This is a genomic window from Streptomyces sp. NPDC020845, from assembly GCF_044334165.1.
Classification (GTDB): domain Bacteria; phylum Actinomycetota; class Actinomycetes; order Streptomycetales; family Streptomycetaceae; genus Streptomyces.
Genome location: NZ_JBIRSJ010000002.1, coordinates 693,951 through 711,736 on the forward strand (window position 1 = coordinate 693,951; position 17,786 = coordinate 711,736).

The 17,786-nt window shown below is 71.0% G+C and carries 18 protein-coding genes; 10 read left to right on the top strand and 8 right to left on the bottom strand.

All coding sequences use genetic code 11. The annotated features are described in order from the left end of the window. Positions 1 to 20: 20 nt before the first annotated feature. From ACH4U7_RS07040 to ACH4U7_RS07055, 4 genes are all read right to left on the bottom strand, one after another. Positions 21 to 155: a SapB/AmfS family lanthipeptide gene (locus tag ACH4U7_RS07040; protein WP_014180165.1), complete on the bottom strand. Its 135-nt coding sequence runs from the start codon at positions 153 to 155 to the stop codon at positions 21 to 23. 89 nt (positions 156 to 244) lie between these two features. Beyond that, positions 245 to 2,959, bottom strand: coding sequence for a class III lanthionine synthetase LanKC (lanKC, locus tag ACH4U7_RS07045; RefSeq protein WP_398526946.1), 2,715 nt, complete (start codon positions 2,957 to 2,959; stop codon positions 245 to 247). Between the two features lie 144 nt (positions 2,960 to 3,103). Beyond that, a complete protein-coding gene (locus tag ACH4U7_RS07050; RefSeq protein ID WP_014180164.1) occupies positions 3,104 to 3,334 on the bottom strand; it encodes a ferredoxin in 231 nt (76 codons plus the stop codon). Continuing rightward, a complete protein-coding gene (locus ACH4U7_RS07055; protein WP_398526947.1) occupies positions 3,334 to 4,800 on the bottom strand; it encodes an aldehyde dehydrogenase in 1,467 nt (488 codons plus the stop codon). Before ACH4U7_RS07055 ends, ACH4U7_RS07050 begins: the two co-directional genes overlap by 1 nt. Before the next feature lie 136 nt (positions 4,801 to 4,936). Here ACH4U7_RS07055 and ACH4U7_RS07060 point away from each other — a divergent pair, with 136 nt between their 5' ends. The 4 genes from ACH4U7_RS07060 (at position 4,937) to ACH4U7_RS07075 (ending at position 9,584) form a co-directional block, all read left to right on the top strand. Then, on the top strand, positions 4,937 to 6,022 hold the full coding sequence (locus ACH4U7_RS07060) for an MBL fold metallo-hydrolase (protein WP_398526948.1): 1,086 nt from the start codon (positions 4,937 to 4,939) through the stop codon (positions 6,020 to 6,022). A 240-nt stretch (positions 6,023 to 6,262) separates the two neighbouring features. Next, positions 6,263 to 7,720, top strand: coding sequence for a cytochrome P450 (locus ACH4U7_RS07065; RefSeq protein ID WP_398526949.1), 1,458 nt, complete (start codon positions 6,263 to 6,265; stop codon positions 7,718 to 7,720). Then, a complete protein-coding gene (locus tag ACH4U7_RS07070; RefSeq protein WP_398526950.1) occupies positions 7,702 to 8,835 on the top strand; it encodes a cytochrome P450 in 1,134 nt (377 codons plus the stop codon). Before ACH4U7_RS07065 ends, ACH4U7_RS07070 begins: the two co-directional genes overlap by 19 nt. 233 nt (positions 8,836 to 9,068) lie before the next feature. After that, a complete protein-coding gene (locus ACH4U7_RS07075; RefSeq protein ID WP_398526951.1) occupies positions 9,069 to 9,584 on the top strand; it encodes a GNAT family N-acetyltransferase in 516 nt (171 codons plus the stop codon). A 55-nt stretch (positions 9,585 to 9,639) separates the two neighbouring features. On the opposite strand, the gene ACH4U7_RS07080 is transcribed toward ACH4U7_RS07075, so the two are convergent. Continuing rightward, a complete protein-coding gene (locus ACH4U7_RS07080; RefSeq protein WP_398526952.1) occupies positions 9,640 to 10,662 on the bottom strand; it encodes a helix-turn-helix transcriptional regulator in 1,023 nt (340 codons plus the stop codon). A 63-nt stretch (positions 10,663 to 10,725) separates the two neighbouring features. On the opposite strand from ACH4U7_RS07080, the gene ACH4U7_RS07085 reads away from it, so the two are divergent. Both ACH4U7_RS07085 and ACH4U7_RS07090 read left to right on the top strand, forming a co-directional pair. After that, positions 10,726 to 11,487 carry an alpha/beta fold hydrolase gene (locus ACH4U7_RS07085; protein ID WP_398526953.1) on the top strand — a complete coding sequence of 254 codons (762 nt, stop codon included), beginning with the start codon at positions 10,726 to 10,728 and terminating at the stop codon, positions 11,485 to 11,487. Between the two features lie 85 nt (positions 11,488 to 11,572). Continuing rightward, positions 11,573 to 12,112 (top strand): hypothetical protein, encoded by a 540-nt coding sequence (locus tag ACH4U7_RS07090; RefSeq protein WP_398526954.1) that lies wholly within the window; start codon positions 11,573 to 11,575, stop codon positions 12,110 to 12,112. 5 nt (positions 12,113 to 12,117) lie between these two features. Here ACH4U7_RS07090 and ACH4U7_RS07095 read toward each other — a convergent pair whose 3' ends face one another. Both ACH4U7_RS07095 and ACH4U7_RS07100 read right to left on the bottom strand, forming a co-directional pair. Further along, on the bottom strand, positions 12,118 to 12,684 hold the full coding sequence (locus ACH4U7_RS07095) for an N-acetyltransferase (protein WP_398526955.1): 567 nt from the start codon (positions 12,682 to 12,684) through the stop codon (positions 12,118 to 12,120). Continuing rightward, positions 12,681 to 13,922, bottom strand: coding sequence for a Tat pathway signal protein (locus tag ACH4U7_RS07100; RefSeq protein WP_398526956.1), 1,242 nt, complete (start codon positions 13,920 to 13,922; stop codon positions 12,681 to 12,683). Before ACH4U7_RS07100 ends, ACH4U7_RS07095 begins: the two co-directional genes overlap by 4 nt. Positions 13,923 to 14,144: 222 nt before the next feature. Between ACH4U7_RS07100 and ACH4U7_RS07105 the strand changes: the two genes are divergently transcribed. The 4 genes from ACH4U7_RS07105 to ACH4U7_RS07120 are packed head-to-tail and all read left to right on the top strand — an operon-like array spanning position 14,145 to position 17,021. Continuing rightward, complete coding sequence (locus ACH4U7_RS07105) at positions 14,145 to 14,609, top strand: ATP-binding protein (protein WP_398526957.1); 465 nt, start codon at positions 14,145 to 14,147, stop codon at positions 14,607 to 14,609. A gap of 56 nt (positions 14,610 to 14,665) precedes the next feature. Beyond that, positions 14,666 to 14,803, top strand: coding sequence for a hypothetical protein (locus ACH4U7_RS07110; protein ID WP_398526958.1), 138 nt, complete (start codon positions 14,666 to 14,668; stop codon positions 14,801 to 14,803). Between the two features lie 32 nt (positions 14,804 to 14,835). Next, positions 14,836 to 15,987 carry a methyltransferase domain-containing protein gene (locus ACH4U7_RS07115; protein WP_398526959.1) on the top strand — a complete coding sequence of 384 codons (1,152 nt, stop codon included), beginning with the start codon at positions 14,836 to 14,838 and terminating at the stop codon, positions 15,985 to 15,987. A 41-nt stretch (positions 15,988 to 16,028) separates the two neighbouring features. Continuing rightward, positions 16,029 to 17,021 carry a hypothetical protein gene (locus ACH4U7_RS07120; protein WP_398526960.1) on the top strand — a complete coding sequence of 331 codons (993 nt, stop codon included), beginning with the start codon at positions 16,029 to 16,031 and terminating at the stop codon, positions 17,019 to 17,021. A gap of 50 nt (positions 17,022 to 17,071) precedes the next feature. Here ACH4U7_RS07120 and ACH4U7_RS07125 read toward each other — a convergent pair whose 3' ends face one another. Beyond that, positions 17,072 to 17,695, bottom strand: a complete 624-nt coding sequence (locus ACH4U7_RS07125; protein WP_398526962.1) for an RraA family protein — start codon at positions 17,693 to 17,695, stop codon at positions 17,072 to 17,074. Between the last annotated feature and the right edge of the window lie 91 nt (positions 17,696 to 17,786).

Genomic DNA, 17,786 nt, shown 5'->3' on the forward strand with positions numbered 1-17,786 from the left:
GATGGTGCGGACCGGTCAGGTCACAGGCACAGGAGGTTGCTGTGCGAGCTGTGCTTGTCACAGAGCAGCAGGCTCACGCTGCTCTCGCCGCCGCCACCGCCGCCGAAGTCCTCGGACTCCTCGGTCTCGAGCGTCTGGAGGTCGAGCAGTGTCATGGTGGTTCCTCTCTCTCAATATCCCTGGGGATGGGTTTTCTTGCGGTTCCTTGCGTTTTCTTGCCGCGACCCCCTTGCGAGGGCCGGTCCTAGGGCCGCCGGAGCGGCGGCAGGAAGGGCAGGCCGACCGGTGCGGCGTGCGGCGGCGCGCAGGCCGCGCCGAGCGCGAGCAGGCAGCCCGCGGTTCCGGTGGCCAGATCCATCGAAAGGCGCATCATCTGCTCGCCGGGGAAGGCCAGTTGGCCCTGGTACGGCACGGCGTACCAGCCCAGGGCCGCGATCTGTGCGGCCATCCGTTCGGGCGCGAGGTCCGGGGTGGTGGTGCGGGCGAGGTGCAGGACCATCCCGGCGCGGCCGTTGAACAGCCCCGGCTGGGCGTAGTAGCGCAGCGACGCCGCGGCCGCGATACCGCCGCGTACCGCCTCGAAGTCGTCGTCGGCGCGGTGCGCGAGCCAGCTGTCGAGGACCATCCCGATCCCGACACTTCCCGCGCCCAGGTACGGCATGGTGCGGAACCCCTCGTCGACGAGCAGGGTGCCGTGCCGGTCCCGGACGCAGCGGTCCAGGTCCTGGCGGAGCGCGGTGGCGGCGAGGTCGAGGTGCGCCGGGTCGCCGGAGTGCTCGTACAGCCGCAGGAAGAGCAGCGCCGGGCCGGTCGCGCCGTGCAGCAGCCCGGCCCGCTTACCGGTCAGCCGCGCCCCGGCGGCCCCGGCTGCTCCTGCCGCCCCTGCTGCCCCGTCCAGCCGGTCGGCGAGCAGCCGCACCGCTTCGTCGGCCCGCTCGCGCAGCCCCGTCTCGCCGGTCGCCCGGGCGAGGTGCTCCAGCGTCAGGCCGACCCCCGCGAGGCCGCCGTACAGATCCGGCGCAAGCCGCTGCCACTTCTCGTCGAGGACCCGCTCGATGAGCTCCAGCGCGCGCTCGGTGTGGCCGAGCCGTTCCAGGACGTAAGCCACGCCCGCCAGCCCGTCGTAGAAGCCGAGCGGGGTGCCGCGCGGGGGCGGGGCGGTGTGCTCGAGCAGCCACTCCTCCCCCGCCTCGAACCGTCCGGCGCCGGTCTGGTCGAGCACGTGGAGCACACCCGCCGCGCCGTGCGCCACCCCGAGCCCGCCGCCATCGGCGAATTGGCCGATGTCGCCCGGGAAGAGCCGGTCGTCGCGCTCGGGCGTGGCCGAGGCGCGGATGGCGCGGGCCATCGAGTCACGGCTGTGGGGCCAGTCCGCGGGGTCCACGGGGACGTACGAACCGCCGCCGCGGCCCGTCGCCCCCGCGGTCCCCGCCGAACCACCACCATCCGCCGCCCCCGCCGAGCCACCATGCCCGCCGTACGCCCCGTGCCCGTCGCCCGCGATCACCTCCACCGCCTCGGCCAGGAAGGCCCGGTCCACCGGGAACTGCCCGGCCGCCACCTCCGCCAGATGGGCCGCCTTCCCGCGGTTCACCACCAGCAGCGTGGTCATCGGTACGAAGAGGGCGAGCCGTAGACACGCGAGGGCGTAGCGGTCCACCTCGAAGCCGCGGCGGTCGAGCGGGGCGACGAAGCCGGGGTGGGCGATGGCCTGCCGCCGCCCCTCGCCGATGTGTGCGGCCGCCTCGAAGTCCAGCAGCATCACGGACAACTCGTCGGGGCTGACCATGATGTTGAACATGTGCAGGTCGTTGAAGACCACCCCGCGCCCGTGGACCGCGGCGACGGCCTCCTCGACCGCGCTGTGGATCCGCAGCGCCCAGCGGGTGTACTCGGCGACCGCGGCCGGATCCGGCTCGGCGGACAGCAGCGGATGGCGCTGCGCGAAGAAGGAGTTGAGGGTGCGGCCCGCGATGTGGTCCATCACCAGGAAGCGGTGGTCGCCGAGGGTGAACCAGTCGCGTACCTCGGGCGCCACGCCCAGCCCCGACAGCCGCTCCAGCGCGGCCTTCTCCCGCTCCAGGCGGGTGACGGCATCCGCCCCGTCGGAGGCGAGCCCGGCGTACGGGCGGGCCTCCTTGAGGACCACCTTCGCGCCGGTGCGGGTGTCCGTCCCCACATAGACCCCGCCGCCGTTGGAGAAGTGCAGGGCCTTCTCGATGCGGTACGGGAGGTCGGCGACCGTGGTGGCGTTACGGGCGGCCAGCTGCGGCGCGAGGAAGTCGGGCAGCGTCACCCACTCGGGGACGTGGAAGGCGGGGTCGCGGCGGTCCGGGACGAGTCTGCCGGACGGGTCCTCGATGGCGGGCACCAGCGTGCCGCCGGCGCCGGAGCCATCGGCATCAGCCGCGTCGTCGACGCAGAAGCGCTGCGCGAAGCCGCCGTATCGCACATACAGCGGGCCTTCCTGCCAGCGCAGATCGGTCAGAATGTAGGGGCCGGGCTCGCCCGCCAGCAGCTCACCCAATTCACGGAGAATGGCGTGGAGTTCTGCCTCGTCGGCCGGGTAGATGGTGGCGAACTTCCCGCTGGAGCCGCGCCCCGCGTATTTGGAATTGCGCAGGTGCAGCGCATGCGCGGTGGGCACGAATTTAAAAGGTATTTCCCGCGGAACGCAGTAGTCCCAGACCTTGGCCGCGGTCTTCTCCGCATTGTCCAGACAGGCCGAGACATGCACCTTCCAGCCCTGGTTCGGCCGGCCCGGCCGAGGGGTCCCATCCTCCAGTACGGGGTTGACGTGCAGCCAGTCCCCGGAGACGAAGGTCTCCCACCCCTCGGGGGCGGCGCGCTGGGCGGCCTCGTAGCGGGATTCGGAATCCCCGGCATCGGCGGACAGTCGGTCCGGGGTCTCATAGAAATATCTGTCGGCAAGACAGAAGACCTCATACCTCTTGTCCATCGCGTCCCCCTCGGCGTGATGGGCTAGACATTTCCACGCCACCACCGAGGGGAACAGTCACATCCGTCATGAAGAGACCGTGCAATACGCATGAGTAAGTTCGATGAACTGAAGTTCGAAACTATGAACTACAGTTCGACATTACTACTCGTCCGGGGGGAATACCTGCTCGCCGCCGATGAGCCGGATGGCGATCGCCTCGACCGGGCATCCCTCGGCCGCCGCCAGCACCGCCTCCGACGCGTCCGTCTCCGCCGCGACCGGATGCGACTGCCGGGCCCCGTCGAGCCGGAACCCGCCGGGCGCGGCGCTCACACACAGCCCCGAGCCGATGCAGACGTCGCGGTCCACCTCGACATGCCAGCGGTCGCCCATCAGCCCTGCTCCCCGTCCCAGCCCTGGGGCAGATGGATCATCTTGTGCTCCAGGAACGAGGAGAAGCCCTCAGGCCCGAACTCCCGCCCCAGGCCGGAGTTCTTGTAGCCGCCGAACGGCCCGAGCATGTCGAGGCTGAAGGTGTTGACGGAGTACGTACCGGTGCGGATCCGGCGCGCGATCTCGATGCCGTGTGCCACGTCCGCGGTCCACACACTGCCGGACAGGCCGTAGTCGGAGTCGTCGGCGATGCGCACCGCCTCCTCCTCGTCCCCGTACGGCAGCAGGCAGATCACCGGCCCGAAGATCTCCTCGCGGGCGATGCGCATGCCGTTGTCGACGTCGCCGAACAGCGTCGGCTCGACGTACCAGCCCTTCTCCTGGGCCGCCGGACGCCCGCCGCCCGTCAGCACCTTGGCGCCCTCCCGCTGCCCGGTGGCGATGTAGTCGAGCGACCGCTGCTGCTGGCGCCGCGCCACCAGCGGGCCGACCTGGGTCGCGGGGTCCAGCGGGTCGCCGACGACCAGGGCCGAGGCGGCGGCCGCGAAGCGGTCGGCGATCTCGTCGTAGTGGCTGCGCGGGGCGAGGATACGGGTCTGGGCGACGCACGCCTGCCCGTTGTTCATCCACGCGTTGGGCACGATCCCGGCGACCGCCGCGTCCAGGTCGGCGTCCGGCAGGATCACCGCGGCGGACTTCCCGCCCAGCTCCAGCGTCACGCGGGTCAGATTGCGCGAGGCGACCTCCATGACCCGCTTACCGCCCGCGACCGAGCCGGTGAAGGACACCTTGTCCACACCAGGGTGCCCGACCAGGTACTCGCTGACCTCACGGTCCGCCGGGAGGATCGACAGCACCCCCTCCGGCAGCCCGGCCCCGGCGACGATCTCCGCCAGGATGTAGGAGTCCAGCGGGGTCTCGGGCGACGGCTTGAGGATCACCGAACACCCGGCCAGCAGCGCGGGCGCCAGCTTCGCCGCCGCCGTGAACTGCGGGACGTTCCACGGCACCACCGCCGCGACCACCCCGACCGGCTCGCGCCGCACCAGCAGCGGCCCCAGGACCCCGGCCCGCCGCTCCTCGAAAACGAAGTCGCGCGCCACCGTGATCGCGGAGTCCCACACCATCAGCGCGCCGAGCGCCTGGCCCAGCACGCTCCAGGAGTACGGAGAGCCGTTCTGCGCGCTGATGGCCTTGGCGATCTCCTCGTGGCGGACGGCGACGGCGTCCTTGATACGGGTGACGACCGCGATCCGCTCCTCCAGCGACGCCCGGGCCCAGGGCCCCTGCTCGAAGGCGGTGCGCGCCGCCGCGACCGCCCGGTCCACGTCCTCGCGCGAGGCGTGCGGCACCCGCCCGATGACCGCCTCGGTGTGCGGCGAGACGACCTCGATCACATCCGTGCCGGCCGGATCGGCCAACGCGCCGCCGATGAAGAGCTGTCCGTGCTCGATGAGGTCGCTCATCGCCGAGCCTCCCGCCGCTCGTCTGGATCTGACGCCGATCTGACGCTGCATCAGAACTGATACCAGTTCTAGTTATAGTGGGCAATGCTTGCGATGCTTGCGTTGCTCGCAGCAGCGGCCCGGAGAGGGGGCGTCCATGACGGGGGCAGAGGCAGCGGGACCAGCAGGAGCGACAGCAGAAGTAACGGACCACGGTGGCGGGGTGTGGAGCATCCCGGTCCCCATCCCGGACAACCCCCTCGGCCACACCCTCGTCCACCTCCTGGACACCGACCGCGGCCCGGTCCTCGTCGACACCGGCTGGGACGACCCGACGGCCTGGGACACCCTCACCGCCGGCCTCGCCGCCTGTGGCACCTCGGTGTCCGACGTCCACGGCGTGCTCATCACCCACCACCACCCCGACCACCACGGGCTGTCCGCCCAGGTGCGCGAGGCTTCCGGCGCGTGGATCGCCATGCACGCCGCCGACGCCGAGGTCGTACGCCGCACCCGCGAGGCCGAGCCCACCCGCTGGCTCGACTACCTCGCCGTAAAGCTCGCCGCCGCCGGAGCCCCCGAGGAACACCTCGCCCCGCTGCGCGCCGCCCGCGCATCCGGCGGCGGAGGCGCCCTCCCGGGCAGGCGCGCCGCCCAGCCCGACCGCCATATCACCCCCGGGGAACTGCTCGACCTGGCCGGCCGCCGGCTGCGCGCCATCTGGACCCCGGGCCACACCCCCGGCCATGTCTGTCTGCACCTCGAAGAGGCCCATCCGGCGGCCGGCGAGGGCCTGCCCGGCCATGGCCGACTGTTCTCCGGCGACCATCTGCTCCCTGAGATCAGCCCGCATATCGGCCTGTACGAGGACCCCGACGACACCACCGTCACCGACCCCCTCGGCGACTACCTGGACTCCCTGACACGCATCGCCGCCCTCGACCCGGCCGAAGTGCTCCCCGCCCATCAGTACGCCTTCACCGACGCCCCGGGCCGGGTCCAAGCGCTGCTGCGCCACCACGAGGAGCGCCTGGCCGGGCTGCGCGCCCTGCTGCTCGGAGCGCCGCTGACGCCCTGGCAGCTGGCCGAGTCCATGGAGTGGAACCGCCCCTGGGCCGAGATCCCGTACGGATCGCGCAACATCGCGGTCTCGGAGGCCGAGGCGCATCTGCGCCGCCTGGTGAAGCAGGGCCGGGCGGAGCCGGTGCCGGGCACGGACCCGGTGGTGTACCAGGCGGTGTGACCGCCGCCCCCGGCCACGGGCGCCCCACCCACGGCGTCGACGGCACCGCCGACGGCCCGCCCCGCAGGCGTACCAGGCGGTTTGAGTCTCCCTCAGGGGTGGAGGCACCGGTGATCCACAGCTAGCCTTACCCCGCCCGGCCGGGCCGTACGGCGTCGTTGCCGTACGGGATCGAGCCGCGCCCACCCCCGCCATGACGCTGTCATGCCCCGTTCATCCCAGCACCATCCAGGAGTACGTGTGCCGACCTCCACCCCTGACTCCGGTCCGACCCCGCCCCCCGGCTGCCCCGCCCACACCGGGCAGGGCCGGGCACCGGGGCTGCCCGAGTCGCTGTACGGCGCCGAGTTCGCCGAAAACCCGTCCGCCGTCTACGCACGGCTGCGCGCGTACGGGCCCGTCGCACCCGTGGAGATCTCCCCCGGCGTCCACGCCTCGCTGGTCACCAGCTACTCCACCGCCCTGGAGATCATGCGCAACACCGAGACCTTCCCCAGGGACCCGCGCCGCTGGGAAGCGCTCAACAATGGCACGATCCCCATGGACAGCCCCGTCGTGCCGATGATGATGTACCGGCCCAACCCCATGTACACCGACGGTGAGGAGCACGACCGGTACCGCGGCGCGGTCTCCGACACCCTCAACCGGCTGAACCCGCACGCCCTGCGCACCTACGTCGAGGAGAGCGCCGACCTGCTCATCGACCTCTTCGGCCCCGAGGGCGAGGCCGAACTGCTCAGCGAGTACTGCGCCCGGCTGCCGCTGCTGGTCTTCAACCAGCTCTTCGGCTGCCCGCCCGAGCTGAGCGAGACGCTGGTCAAGGGCATGGCCTCGCTGCTGGACGCCAGCGAGGACGCGGTGGAGGCCAACGCCGTCCTGGTCGAGACCCTGCTCGCGCTGATCTCTTTGAAGCGGCGCGAGCCCGGGGCGGACATCACCTCCTGGCTGCTGGCCCATCCCGCCCGGCTCAACGACGAGGAGATGATCAGTCAGCTGATCCTCCTCACGGGCGGCGGTGTCGAGCCCGTGAAGAACCTGATCTGCAACGCGCTGCGGCTGCTGCTGTCCGACGACCGGTTCGCGGGCGATCTGTCGGGCGGCACCATGCCGGTCGACGAAGCGCTCGACGAGGCGCTGTGGACCGATCCGCCGCTCGCCAACTACGCCACCCACTTCCCGGTCCGCGACGTCACCATCGCCGGACACCGGGTGGGCAAGGGCACCCCCGTCCTCATCAGCATGGCCGCCGCCAACAACGATCCGCAGCTGATCTCCGACCGCCGCGGCAACCGCGCCCATCTGGCGTTCGGCGCCGGCCCGCACGCCTGCCCCGCGAAGGACCCGGCGCGGATCATCGCCTCCACGGCCGTCGAGAAGCTTCTCGACCGTGTCCCGGACATCGAGTTGACCGTCGACCCGGCCCAACTGCAGTGGCGGCCAGGCCCATTTCACCGCGCTTTGGTCGCCCTGCCTGTGCGTTTCCCGCCGGTGGCCGCCAAGTACGATGCGACGGGCGCCGCCGCGACCGACCAGACCACCGGAGACACCGCATGGAACAGCAGCCCGGATCCCTCGACCACAGCCCCCTTGTCCTCGACCCCCAAGGGCGCGACGTCCACGGGGAGGGAGCCCGGCTCCGGGAACGGGGCCCAGCGGCCCTGGTGGAACTCCCTGATCACGTGGTGGCGTGGGCGATAACCGACCCCACCCTCCTCAAGCAGCTGGTCACCGACCCGCGCGTCTCCAAGGATCCCCGGCAGCACTGGCCCAAGTTCATCAACGGTGAGATCCCCGCGACCTGGCCCCTGATCGCCTGGGTCGCGGTGGAGAACATGTTCACCGCGTACGGCGCCGACCACACCCGGCTGCGCAGGCTCGTCGCCAAGGCCTTCACCGGCCGCCGCACCGCCGCCCTGCGCCCCCGTATCGAGCACCTGGTGTCCCGTTTCCTCGACGACCTCGCAGCCGGCGGGCCCGACACCGCGGTCGACCTCAAGGCGGCGTACTGCCACCCGATCCCCATGGAGGTCATCTGCGAACTGCTCGGTGTCCCCGAGGGCGAGATGCGCGAGCGCGAGCTGGAATTCGTCAGCACCATGTTCCGTACGAACGCGCCGCCCGAGGAGGCCATCGCCGCCTACCAGGGCCACGAGGCGCTGCTGCACGAACTGGTCGCGCTCAAGCGGCACTCGCCGGGCGACGACATCACCAGCGACCTGATCGCCGTCCGCGACGAGGACGGCTCGCACCTCAACGAGCAGGAACTCGCCGACACCGTGGGCGTGTTGATCGCCGGGGGGTTCGAGACCACCGTCCAACTGCTCGACAACGCCGTGCACGCCATGCTGACCCACCCCGACCAGCTCGCCCTGGTCCGCTCGGGCCGGGCCTCCTGGGACGATGTGATCGAGGAGACCCTGCGCGCCCAGCCGCCGGTGGTCAATGTGCCGTTGCGCTACGCCGTCGAGGACATCGAGCTCGAGGGCGTCACCATCAAGCAGGGCGACGCGATCATCCTCTCCCTCACCGCCGTCAACCGCCACCCCGAGGTCCACGGCGAGGACTCCGACCGCTTTGACATCACCCGCGCCGTCAAGGAGCACCTGGCCTTCGGCCACGGCGTCCACTACTGCCTGGGCGCCCCGCTGGCCCGCCTCGAAGCCCGTATCGCCCTCCCGGCGCTCTTCGACCGCTTCCCGGAGCTCCGACTCGCGGTCCCCGCACAGGATCTCCGCCCCATGCCCACCCTCATCTCCAACGGCCACCAGGCCCTTCCGGTGCGCCTGAGCGGGGAAGCGGAGCTGACGGGCTGACAGCACGTCCGTGGCCGTCGCGGCCGTGGCCGCCACAGCCATGGCCGTCACGGCCCCGGGAAGGCGCGCAGCTCAGACGCGGTTGCTACGATCACTCCGACGCGAGAGACGCGTGATCACGTCACGAGGAGGTTGATGAATATGGCCGCCGTCGGCCCTCATCGGCATGTCCTCGTCCGGCCCGCGCCGTAGCGGAGCGCGGCCCGGGTCGTTCCAACAACCAGGAGTGACACGTGTCTTCCACTCTCTCGACTTCTCACGATGATCTGACCACCGACCGCCTCGTCCTTCAGCGGTGGAGCATCATCGAGGCCGCCGCGGTCATCGACAACACCAGGTCGGTGCACTGGGCGGACGACTTCCCCGCCGACGGCGACCGGGTGATCGCGAACCTCTTCGAGCAGCACCCGGACTGGCTCGGCGCATATGGCCACCGCCTGATCATCGAGCGTGACAGCGGCTTGACGGTGGGCTCGCTCGGCCTGTTCTGGCCGCCCAGCGAAGGAATCCTCGAAATCGGATACGGCATCGTGGCCTCCCGCCGCGGCCGGGGCTACGCCACCGAGGCCACCCGGGCCCTGGCGGAGTTCGCCCTCACCGCGCCGGATGTCCACACCGTCTCCGCCACCGTGGAGCTGCCGAACCCGTCGTCCCTCCGTGTGCTGGAGAAGGCGGGCTTCCACCACGTGGCCACCGAGGAGAACGTGGCCCGGTTCAGGATCACCAAGCCGGACCTCGACCGGCAGTGACCCGGTAGGGCGCGGTGGGGTCGGCGGCATGCCGTCGGCCCCACCGCGGCCGCGGTCAGCCGACCACATCGGCACAGTCGGCGAGCCGGCGGGCCAGGGCGCGTACGTGGTCACGTAGCGCGTCCGGGTGCTCGATCACGAACGGGAGGTCCAGCCAGGCGAGCACGGAGGCGACCCACTCCAGCCGCTCGGCGCGCAGCAGGATCCGTACCCACGGGCCACCGTCCTGCGCCGAGTCGGCCGAGGGGGCCGAGCCGGCCGAGGGGGCGGCGTCGGCCGGGAGTTCCCGTACGGTGGCGATCCCGGCCGGGAGCCGGGAGCGGACCTGCTCGGCGGTGCCCCGGACCCGCAGCGACACCTCGTGCAGATAGGGCACCTCGGCGAGCCCGGACAGCACCCGGGCGGTCGCGTCGAACCCCACGGGCACCTCATACGACCCCGGCAGCTCCGTCGCCGCCTCGATCCGGTCCAGCCGGAACGTACGCACCTCGCCGCTGGCCGAGTCCGCCCCCGTCACATACCAGCGCCCGGAGTGGGCGACGATCCCGTACGGGTGCACGGTGCGCTCGCTGCGCCGCCCGCTCCAGGCGGTGTACGTGAGGGCGACCGGCCGACGGTGCCGCGCGGCCTCCGCGAGCTTCAGCAGCACGCCCGTCTCCGGGGTGGTCACGGGGCGGGCCGGGGCGGTGAAGTCGGCGGTGGCCAGCAGCGCGTCCAGGCGGCGGCCAAGCGCCTCGGGCAGCACCCGGCGCACCTTGGCGGCGGCGCTCTCCGTCGCCGCGACGGACGTGGTCACCAGCCCGGCCCGACGGCCGGCGACCAGGCCGAGCAGCACGGCCAGCGCCTCCTCGTCGGTGAGCATCAGCGGCGGCATCCGGTAGCCGGGGGCGAGCCGGTAGCCGCCGTACCGGCCGCGCACCGACCGGACCGGGACGTCCAGGTCGATCAGGTGGTCGACGTAGCGCCGGACGGTGCGCTCGTCCACGCCGAGCCGGTCGGCCAGGTCGGCGACGGTGCGGGTGCCGCCGGTCTGAAGGATCTCCAGCAGGGCGAGCACTCGGGCGGTCGGTCGGGTCATGCCCGGAAGTCTCCCTCTTATACCGGGCGGATCCTGTCCGGTATCCCTCCTAGCGTGTGGGCCATGGCAACCTACGTACTGCTCCCCGGGCTCTGGCTCGGGGCCTGGGCCTGGCGCCCGGTGACAGCCGAGCTGCGCCGCCGCGGGCACGACGTCCACCCGCTCAGCCTGACCGGCATGGCCGAGCGCGCGCACCTGGCCCGGCCCGACACCGACCTGGAGACGCACATCACCGATGTGCTCAACCTGATCCGCTACGAGGACCTGCACGATGTGGTGCTGGTCGGGCACAGCTACGCCGGTTCGGTGGTGATCCCGAGCGTGGCGGACCGGATGCCGGAACGGATCGCTCAGCTGGTGTTCATCGACAGCGGGCCGCTGCCGGACGGGATGTCCCAAGCGCAGTTCTCCCCACCGGAGGACCAGGCGCGCAACGCCGAACTGGTACGCACGGCGGGCCACGGCTGGCAGCTGCCACCGCCGCCATGGGAGGAGCTGGCCGCCAAGGCGCCCGAGCCGCCCGCGCTCCCCGACGGCACGTACGAGCGCCTGACGCGACTGTCGACGCCACAGCCCTGGGCCACCGTCACCACCCCGGTCCGGCTGACCGGCGCCTGGGAGAAGCTGCCGCGGCTGCACATACTGTGCAGCTTCGGGATCGAACAGGTCCGCGCGATGGCCGCCACCGTCCCCGCCTTCCGGCACATGGCGGACGACGGCTGGACCCACCGGGACCTGCCCGGCTGGCACTGGCCGATGTTCGAGCAGCCCGGCGAGCTGGCGGAGATCCTGGATGAGGCTGCCGCGGCTGCCGAGGCGCACTGAAGCGCCGAAGCAGCCGTACACCGGGACGGTGGGCGGTACCGTTCCTCCGACTGCGAACGATCTTTCATCCCGCCTCGGAGCAGCCGTGAGTGACGCTTATTCCCCCGTCCCGGAACTCAACAGCCTCAAGGAGTTCGACGAGCGCGTCGGAAACCATTACTACGCCGCCGGGTTCGAGCTCCTCGAGTTCGACAAGTTCGACGCCGCCGGGGGCTACTCGGACGAGCAGGAGTTCATCGACAGCTTCCTCTGCTTCGCCTACGCCAACAGTTCCGGTTCGCTCTATACGCTCTGGCGCATGGACGATCGCGAGGACCTGGCCACCTTGCCCGTGGTGGTCTTCGGAGACGAGGGCGGAATCGGCATCGTCGCCAAAGACCTCCGGGACCTGTTCCGGCAACTCGGCTGTGACTGGCGGCAGTGGCCTTCCTGGGACGGAGCCCAGTTCATGAAGCCGGACGCGGACGACGAGCCCAGCCCGCGCCACGGGGAGTACGTCGCCTGGTTGCATGAGACCTTCGGCCTCACCCCGCCGGACGACCCCGGCGACCTCCTGGACGCCGCAGTGGTCGAGTTCCGCGCTCAGCTGGAGAGCTGGGTCGACCGCTTCTACGAGGAGGAGTAGGTAGCCTACGGCGCGGCGATGCGCAGCGGACGCATCATGACCGCGTACACCGGGGAATCCGAGAACGGCTGCTGCGTTCCGATCCGCGCGTACCCCCACGCTTCGTACACGGCCTTGAGCTTTCCGTCTCCGTGCTTCGGATTGACCAGGAGCGTGACGCGCTCCTCGGACCGACCGGAGATCAACTCGTCGTGGATGCGGCGGGCGACACCTCTGCCGCGCCACGGCTTGCGCACCAGGATCTCGTTCAGAGCCAGCGTGCGCACGCCGTTCTCTTCAGTGTAGGCCTCCGGAAGCGGGTTCTTCATCGACGCCCACCAACGGGTGTTGGCGGCCAAGGGGACAGCGAAGGCAAAGCCGACCGGCTCCCCTTCGGCGTAGCCAAGGACGGCTTCCCAGCCGGGCCGCGAGGCATAACTGCTCAGACGCTCGTCGAATCGCTCCACGAACTGGAACGGCTGGTCCATGAGGCCGAACTCGCCGCGCACCTCGACATGGATGTCCAGGAGGAGCTGACGTACGTCCTCGACATCGGTGACCCGGCGGAAGTCGATCGAGGCCAGTCCGGTCATGTTGCCGTCCTGCTGTGGCTGCGGGTGTACTCGGCCCAGGCGCGGGCCTCTGTGGTTCCCGGCGCGACGCCCTCCAGGCGGTCACCGAAGCTGTCGAGGAGGCGCCCGATGCGCCCGCTGCTGTGAGCGAGGTCGACGGGAACTGCCTGGGCGGAGGCGACAGCGGACTCCAGGGCGCCTTGGGCGAGCTGCGCATGGGCCAGGTACGCGCTCACCATGGCGCGATTGCGGATCAGATGGGGGCGGAGCAGGGCCATACTCCGATGGGCGTGTGCCTCGGCCTCGGCCCACCGGCCGAGCTTGCTATTGGCCACCACGGCGAGGTCTTCCAGTTCGGCCTGGTCGTAGAAGCCGACCCACCGTGGCCGGGGGACCGCCGAGTCAGCGCGGTCCAGTGCGTCTTGGGCATGGCCGAGGCTGCGCAGGGCAGCCGTGGCCTCGCCCGCGTCGGCATGCGCAATGGCGATGCGGGCGTGTGCGAGGGAAGCGAAGAGCGGATCGCGGCGCACGATGCTGGTGGAGCGCGCGGCCTCTCTGGCAGCCGCGGATTCCGCGGGGCGCCCGAGCTGCCGATACAGCATGCTCCCGTGGCTCCAGATTTGGAACTGGACGGTGGAGTGGCCCGACAGGCCCGCCAGGGTGACGGCGTGGTTCAAGTGGTGCTGCGCGCTGTCCAGTCGCCGCCCATCGATGGCGGCCCACAGCGCGGTCGCGGTGAACGAGGCGGCCATGGAATAGAGGTGGCCGCGTACGCGCTGGCTGGCGGTGCCCTGCTGCTGAACCTTCAGGGTCCGCTTCGCCAGGTCAACGGCACGGCGTTCATGCGTCAGGGTGCCGCCGCGCCGGTCGTCAGCCGCGATGAGGTCGGTCAGCTCAGCATTCAGACGCGCGACGTCGGACATCCCAACGCGGCGAGGTGTTCCTACCGCTGGGGAGGCGACGGACGCGCCGGCGGCCGTCGCCGCCGTGAGGAACGCACGTCGGTACATGGGATCCTCTTCGGGAGTCGAGGGTGGGTCGGGTTGGCGCCCTCGGGGGCGGAACCCTAACTGCGTCGATGTTCGACCGGTGACCCGCGCCAAGGCAACACGCTGCCGCGCATGCGGCCAGGTGATCTCGCCCGAAAGCCACCGGAAGACCCCCCGCTCGGTGCACGTCCCATACGAGCCCGTGAACTCGGCGATGGCCGAATTGACCTGCGAGGCCAGCCCGTTGGCGGTCACCTCGTGCTCGGCCATCCACGCAGCAAGCGCCTCGTTCCGTGTTCGCGTCATGACAGAACGTTAACGCAACGCCTCGCCTCACCAGGGGGACGGAAGCGTCAAAACGACAGGGGCGGACCCCAGATGCCTTGCCGAGTCCGGCATACCCCCACCGCAGCGCCTGTCGGTTATCTGGACAAGCGCGGACGCCGTGGCGCCCTTCCGCCACCACGCTCCGCTCCCCAGGAAGGACCGACGATGCCTCCGAAGCCCTCCAGCGACACCGTCGCCACTGGCGCTACGGCCGACCGGCACGTGCGCCCCGCCGCGACCGGCCGCCCCTCCTACAGCCAGAGCATGCCGTGCGAGGCAACGTCGGTCATACGCGCCCGTCGCCTGGCGGAGGCGGCGTGCTCCGCGTGGGGGCTGCGGGATCTCGCCGCCCCGGCGGCGCTGATCGTGTCGGAGCTGGTCACCAACGCCGTCGCGCACAGCGGCAGTCGCTGCCTGCGCGTCACCATCTCGCGGCCGGGCCCAGGCTGGATCCGCGTAGCCGTCACCGACAAATCCCACGTCGCCCCCACGCCCCGCACGGCGAAGGACGACGACGAGAACGGGCGGGGCCTCGCCATCGTCGAGGCCGTCTCCGACCGGTGGGGCACGGACCGGCTGCCCTGGGGGAAGCGCGTATGGAGCGAGCTGCGGGTCGAGCGCGAGCAGTAAGCGGCGCTTCGACGTGGGGAACCGCCCTGCGTCGGCAAAGCAAAGGAGAGCACACAATGAAGATCATCCTGCGCAACAGCGACGGCGGGAACGGCGGCAAGCTGCCGGGACAGCCCTACCCTGGTCCGCACCAGCCGCCGTCCCCTGATGGCGGTCCCGGTGTCCCCAACCCGCCCAAGGCCGCTGCCCTGTGACGACAGACCCACGCAAGGAGCGCCCCAGCCGTATGGAGCTGGGGCGTGCCCTCATGTCCGCCGGCTTCCTGTCCTCGGACTGGGCACCCGCGTTCCACGCCGTACCCCGCTCCGCGTTCCTGCCCGACTTGATGTGGCCGTTCGACATGAGCACGAGCCGGAGCATTGCCGTCAGCCAGGCAGGCGATCCGGGGGCATGGCAGGGCTATGCCGACTCCGACGCACCCATCGTCACGCAGTGGGACGACGGGGAGCACTCGGGAACAGAACCAGGAGAGGTCTCCACCAGCTCCGCGTCAATGCCGAGTGTCGTGTTCTCCATGCTCCGGGACCTGGACGCACAGCCTGGGAACCGAGCCTTGGAAATCGGCACGGGCACGGGCTGGAATGCCGCCCTGTTGGCTCACCGGCTCGGCGTGGAGAACGTCGTCACGGTGGAGGTCGACCCAGCCGTGGCGTCAGCCGCGCGGACGGCTCTTGAGCGTTTCGGGACGCCGGTCCGAGTCGTCCACGGGGACGGCTTCAAGGGCTACCCCGAGGCCGCGCCGTACGACCGGATCATCGCGACCTGTGGGCTCCGGTCGATCCCGTTCGCGTGGGTGCGGCAGAGCAGACCTCGAGGGGTCATCGTCGCCCCCTGGGGGACGCACTACAGCAACGGGGACGCCGTCGTACGGCTGGTCGTCGCCGACGACGGACAGAGCGCGTCCGGGGCTTTCACGGGCCCCGTGGAGTTCATGAAATTGCGGGCGCAGCGCCGCCCGCCCGTGCCGCACTCCGACTACGTCACGGGCAGCGTGGCCGATGGTGACGAGTCTTCCACCACGATCACGGAAGAAGAGTTCGTGGGCGGCCGGTTCAGCCCGCACCGCTTCGCGCTGGGGGTGTGTGTCCGTGATTGCGGAAGCATCGTTGCCGACAAGGACGACCGAGCACGGCCGGTGTGGTTCTACGGGCTCACCGATCGCTCATGGGCGTGTGTGCAGTTCCGCGACGGGGCAACCGCGCGTGTGTGGCAGTCGGGCCCGCGTCGGCTGTGGGAAGAAGCGGAAGCGGCCTATCGGTGGTGGGAGGAACAGGGCCACCCTGGGTTCGACCGCTTCGGACTGACCGTGGATGGTGACGGCGAGCGGGTGTGGCTCGACTCGCCGGGCAACCTCGTGCCCGCCCGCGTGACGCCCTGACAGCCCAGCCGCCCGGCCCGGGCACGGCATACCCTGCGGACATGGTCCGCACCACTCCGCCCCGCCCGGTCGACGTCACCGTGGACTTCCCGGAGCTCATGCCGCTGGCCCGCACCACGGTGCGGCTGCACCCTCGCGCCGGCGATCCGACCACGGCGGACAGCTCGATCGGCGGTCCGCTGCTGTGGCCGTCCCAGGAGCCGTGGCCCACGTGTCCGGACCACGCCGGTCCCTGGCACCTCGGCTACGCGCCCGGCGATGTCCGGCTGCGGCGACGCATCCTCGCCGAGGCGTGGAGCCGGCCCCGCGCCGCCGGGGCGGAACTGTTGACAGAGGAGGAGGACGCCGTCGTCGAGCGTGCCGGGGATGAGGCGCGGATAGCCCAGGACGGCCCGGTCCCGATGGTGCCGGTGGCCCAGCTCTACGCCGCGGACATCCCCACGCTGCCTCGCCCGGACGGCGCCGATCTGCTACAGCTGCTGTGGTGCCCGTTCGACCACGACGAGGACTACCTGCCCCGGACCGTGCTGCGCTGGCGGACCGGAGCCGATGTCGCCGACCCGATCGGCACCGCCCCGCAGCCGTCGGTGATCGGCAACGACGACTACCTGCCCGAACCGTGCCTGCTGCACCCCGAGACGGTGACCGAGTACCCGGCTCCGCATGAGCTGCCGGAGGACCTGAGGGGCAGGATCCGTACCTGGGAGAAGCTCCACGGGACGGTCTACCAGTACGACCTCGGCGTCGCCCCAGGGTGGAAGGTCGGTGGCCACACCCCATGGAGCTTCTCCGATCCGTTCCCCATGGCCTGTGCCGAGTGCGGCTCCGGCCTCCTGCCCTTGCTCACCGTCGATGGCCGCGAGTGGGACGGTGGAAGCGCGAGTTGGCGGCCGGTAGAGGATTCCGAGGTCGCCGACCCGTCGTTCCCCGACGCCGGCGGTGCCACCCATCTGAACATCGGCCGTGGCTACAGCCTGCAGCTGTACGTCTGTGCGGAGTCCTGGGAGCACCCCCATGTTCAGAACATGCAGTGACACGGCGGACGGGCTCAGCGGGCTGTCCCGCCCGGCGCCCAGCGGGTTTCTCAGCCCCCGAAGCCCTTGTCGCTCAGGATCTTGTCGATGCGGGCGCGGTGCGCCGCCTCCCACGCGTCGAGGGATTCCCCGGCCTCCTTGGCCAACTTCGCCTGCGCGGCGAGCAGCACCTCCTCCTGGCGGGCGTGGGGAGTGACCACGATGCCCTCCTCGTCGGCCACCACGATGTCACCGGCGTTCACGTCGACGCCGCCGCACCGCACCCGGACATTGAGCGGCTGGGCGACGGCCTTGGCGCCGGGGATGGGGATGGCTCCCCTGGCGAAGACGGGGAAGCCCATCTCGCGCACCTCGCCGATGTCGCGTATCACTCCGTCGAGCACGAACGCCGCGATACCGCGGCGCTGCGCGACGGCGCAGACGTTTCCTCCGGCGAGGGCGTAGTCCACGTCTCCCGACTCGACGACGATGACCGAGCCGGGCTCGGCACGGTGGATGGCCGCGTGGAGCATGAGGTTGTCGCCGGGAGGGCACCGCACGGTGAAGGCGGGGCCGGCGACGCGCGGCGTCGGGGACCAGAGCGGGCGGATGCCGATGTCCATGACCTGGCCGCGGCCCAGGATATCGGCGAGGGTGGTCGGGGGAATGCTCTCGAAGCCGGTGGCATCGGTCATGGTCTGCCTTCTTCCATCTGCTGCCATGGACGAGGGGGTCCGGCGGACCACCCTCGCCCATGATCGCCCATGGCGGTGGCTACCTGACGGT

Excerpts from the sequence above, each read along its gene's own strand:
- ACH4U7_RS07095 (WP_398526955.1), bottom strand. The coding sequence starts at position 12,684 with ATGACCGGACTGGCCTCGATCGACTTCCGCCGGGTCACCGATGTCGAG.
- ACH4U7_RS07060 (WP_398526948.1), top strand. The coding sequence starts at position 4,937 with ATGACGGGGGCAGAGGCAGCGGGACCAGCAGGAGCGACAGCAGAAGTA.
- ACH4U7_RS07040 (WP_014180165.1), bottom strand. The coding sequence starts at position 155 with ATGACACTGCTCGACCTCCAGACGCTCGAGACCGAGGAGTCCGAGGAC.
- ACH4U7_RS07125 (WP_398526962.1), bottom strand. The coding sequence starts at position 17,695 with ATGACCGATGCCACCGGCTTCGAGAGCATTCCCCCGACCACCCTCGCC.
- ACH4U7_RS07115 (WP_398526959.1), top strand. The coding sequence starts at position 14,836 with ATGGAGCTGGGGCGTGCCCTCATGTCCGCCGGCTTCCTGTCCTCGGAC.
- lanKC (WP_398526946.1), bottom strand. The coding sequence starts at position 2,959 with ATGGACAAGAGGTATGAGGTCTTCTGTCTTGCCGACAGATATTTCTAT.
- ACH4U7_RS07050 (WP_014180164.1), bottom strand. The coding sequence starts at position 3,334 with ATGGGCGACCGCTGGCATGTCGAGGTGGACCGCGACGTCTGCATCGGC.
- ACH4U7_RS07105 (WP_398526957.1), top strand. The coding sequence starts at position 14,145 with ATGCCTCCGAAGCCCTCCAGCGACACCGTCGCCACTGGCGCTACGGCC.
- ACH4U7_RS07110 (WP_398526958.1), top strand. The coding sequence starts at position 14,666 with ATGAAGATCATCCTGCGCAACAGCGACGGCGGGAACGGCGGCAAGCTG.
- ACH4U7_RS07100 (WP_398526956.1), bottom strand. The coding sequence starts at position 13,922 with ATGGCCGAGCACGAGGTGACCGCCAACGGGCTGGCCTCGCAGGTCAAT.
- ACH4U7_RS07120 (WP_398526960.1), top strand. The coding sequence starts at position 16,029 with ATGGTCCGCACCACTCCGCCCCGCCCGGTCGACGTCACCGTGGACTTC.
- ACH4U7_RS07085 (WP_398526953.1), top strand. The coding sequence starts at position 10,726 with ATGGCAACCTACGTACTGCTCCCCGGGCTCTGGCTCGGGGCCTGGGCC.
- ACH4U7_RS07055 (WP_398526947.1), bottom strand. The coding sequence starts at position 4,800 with ATGAGCGACCTCATCGAGCACGGACAGCTCTTCATCGGCGGCGCGTTG.
- ACH4U7_RS07080 (WP_398526952.1), bottom strand. The coding sequence starts at position 10,662 with ATGACCCGACCGACCGCCCGAGTGCTCGCCCTGCTGGAGATCCTTCAG.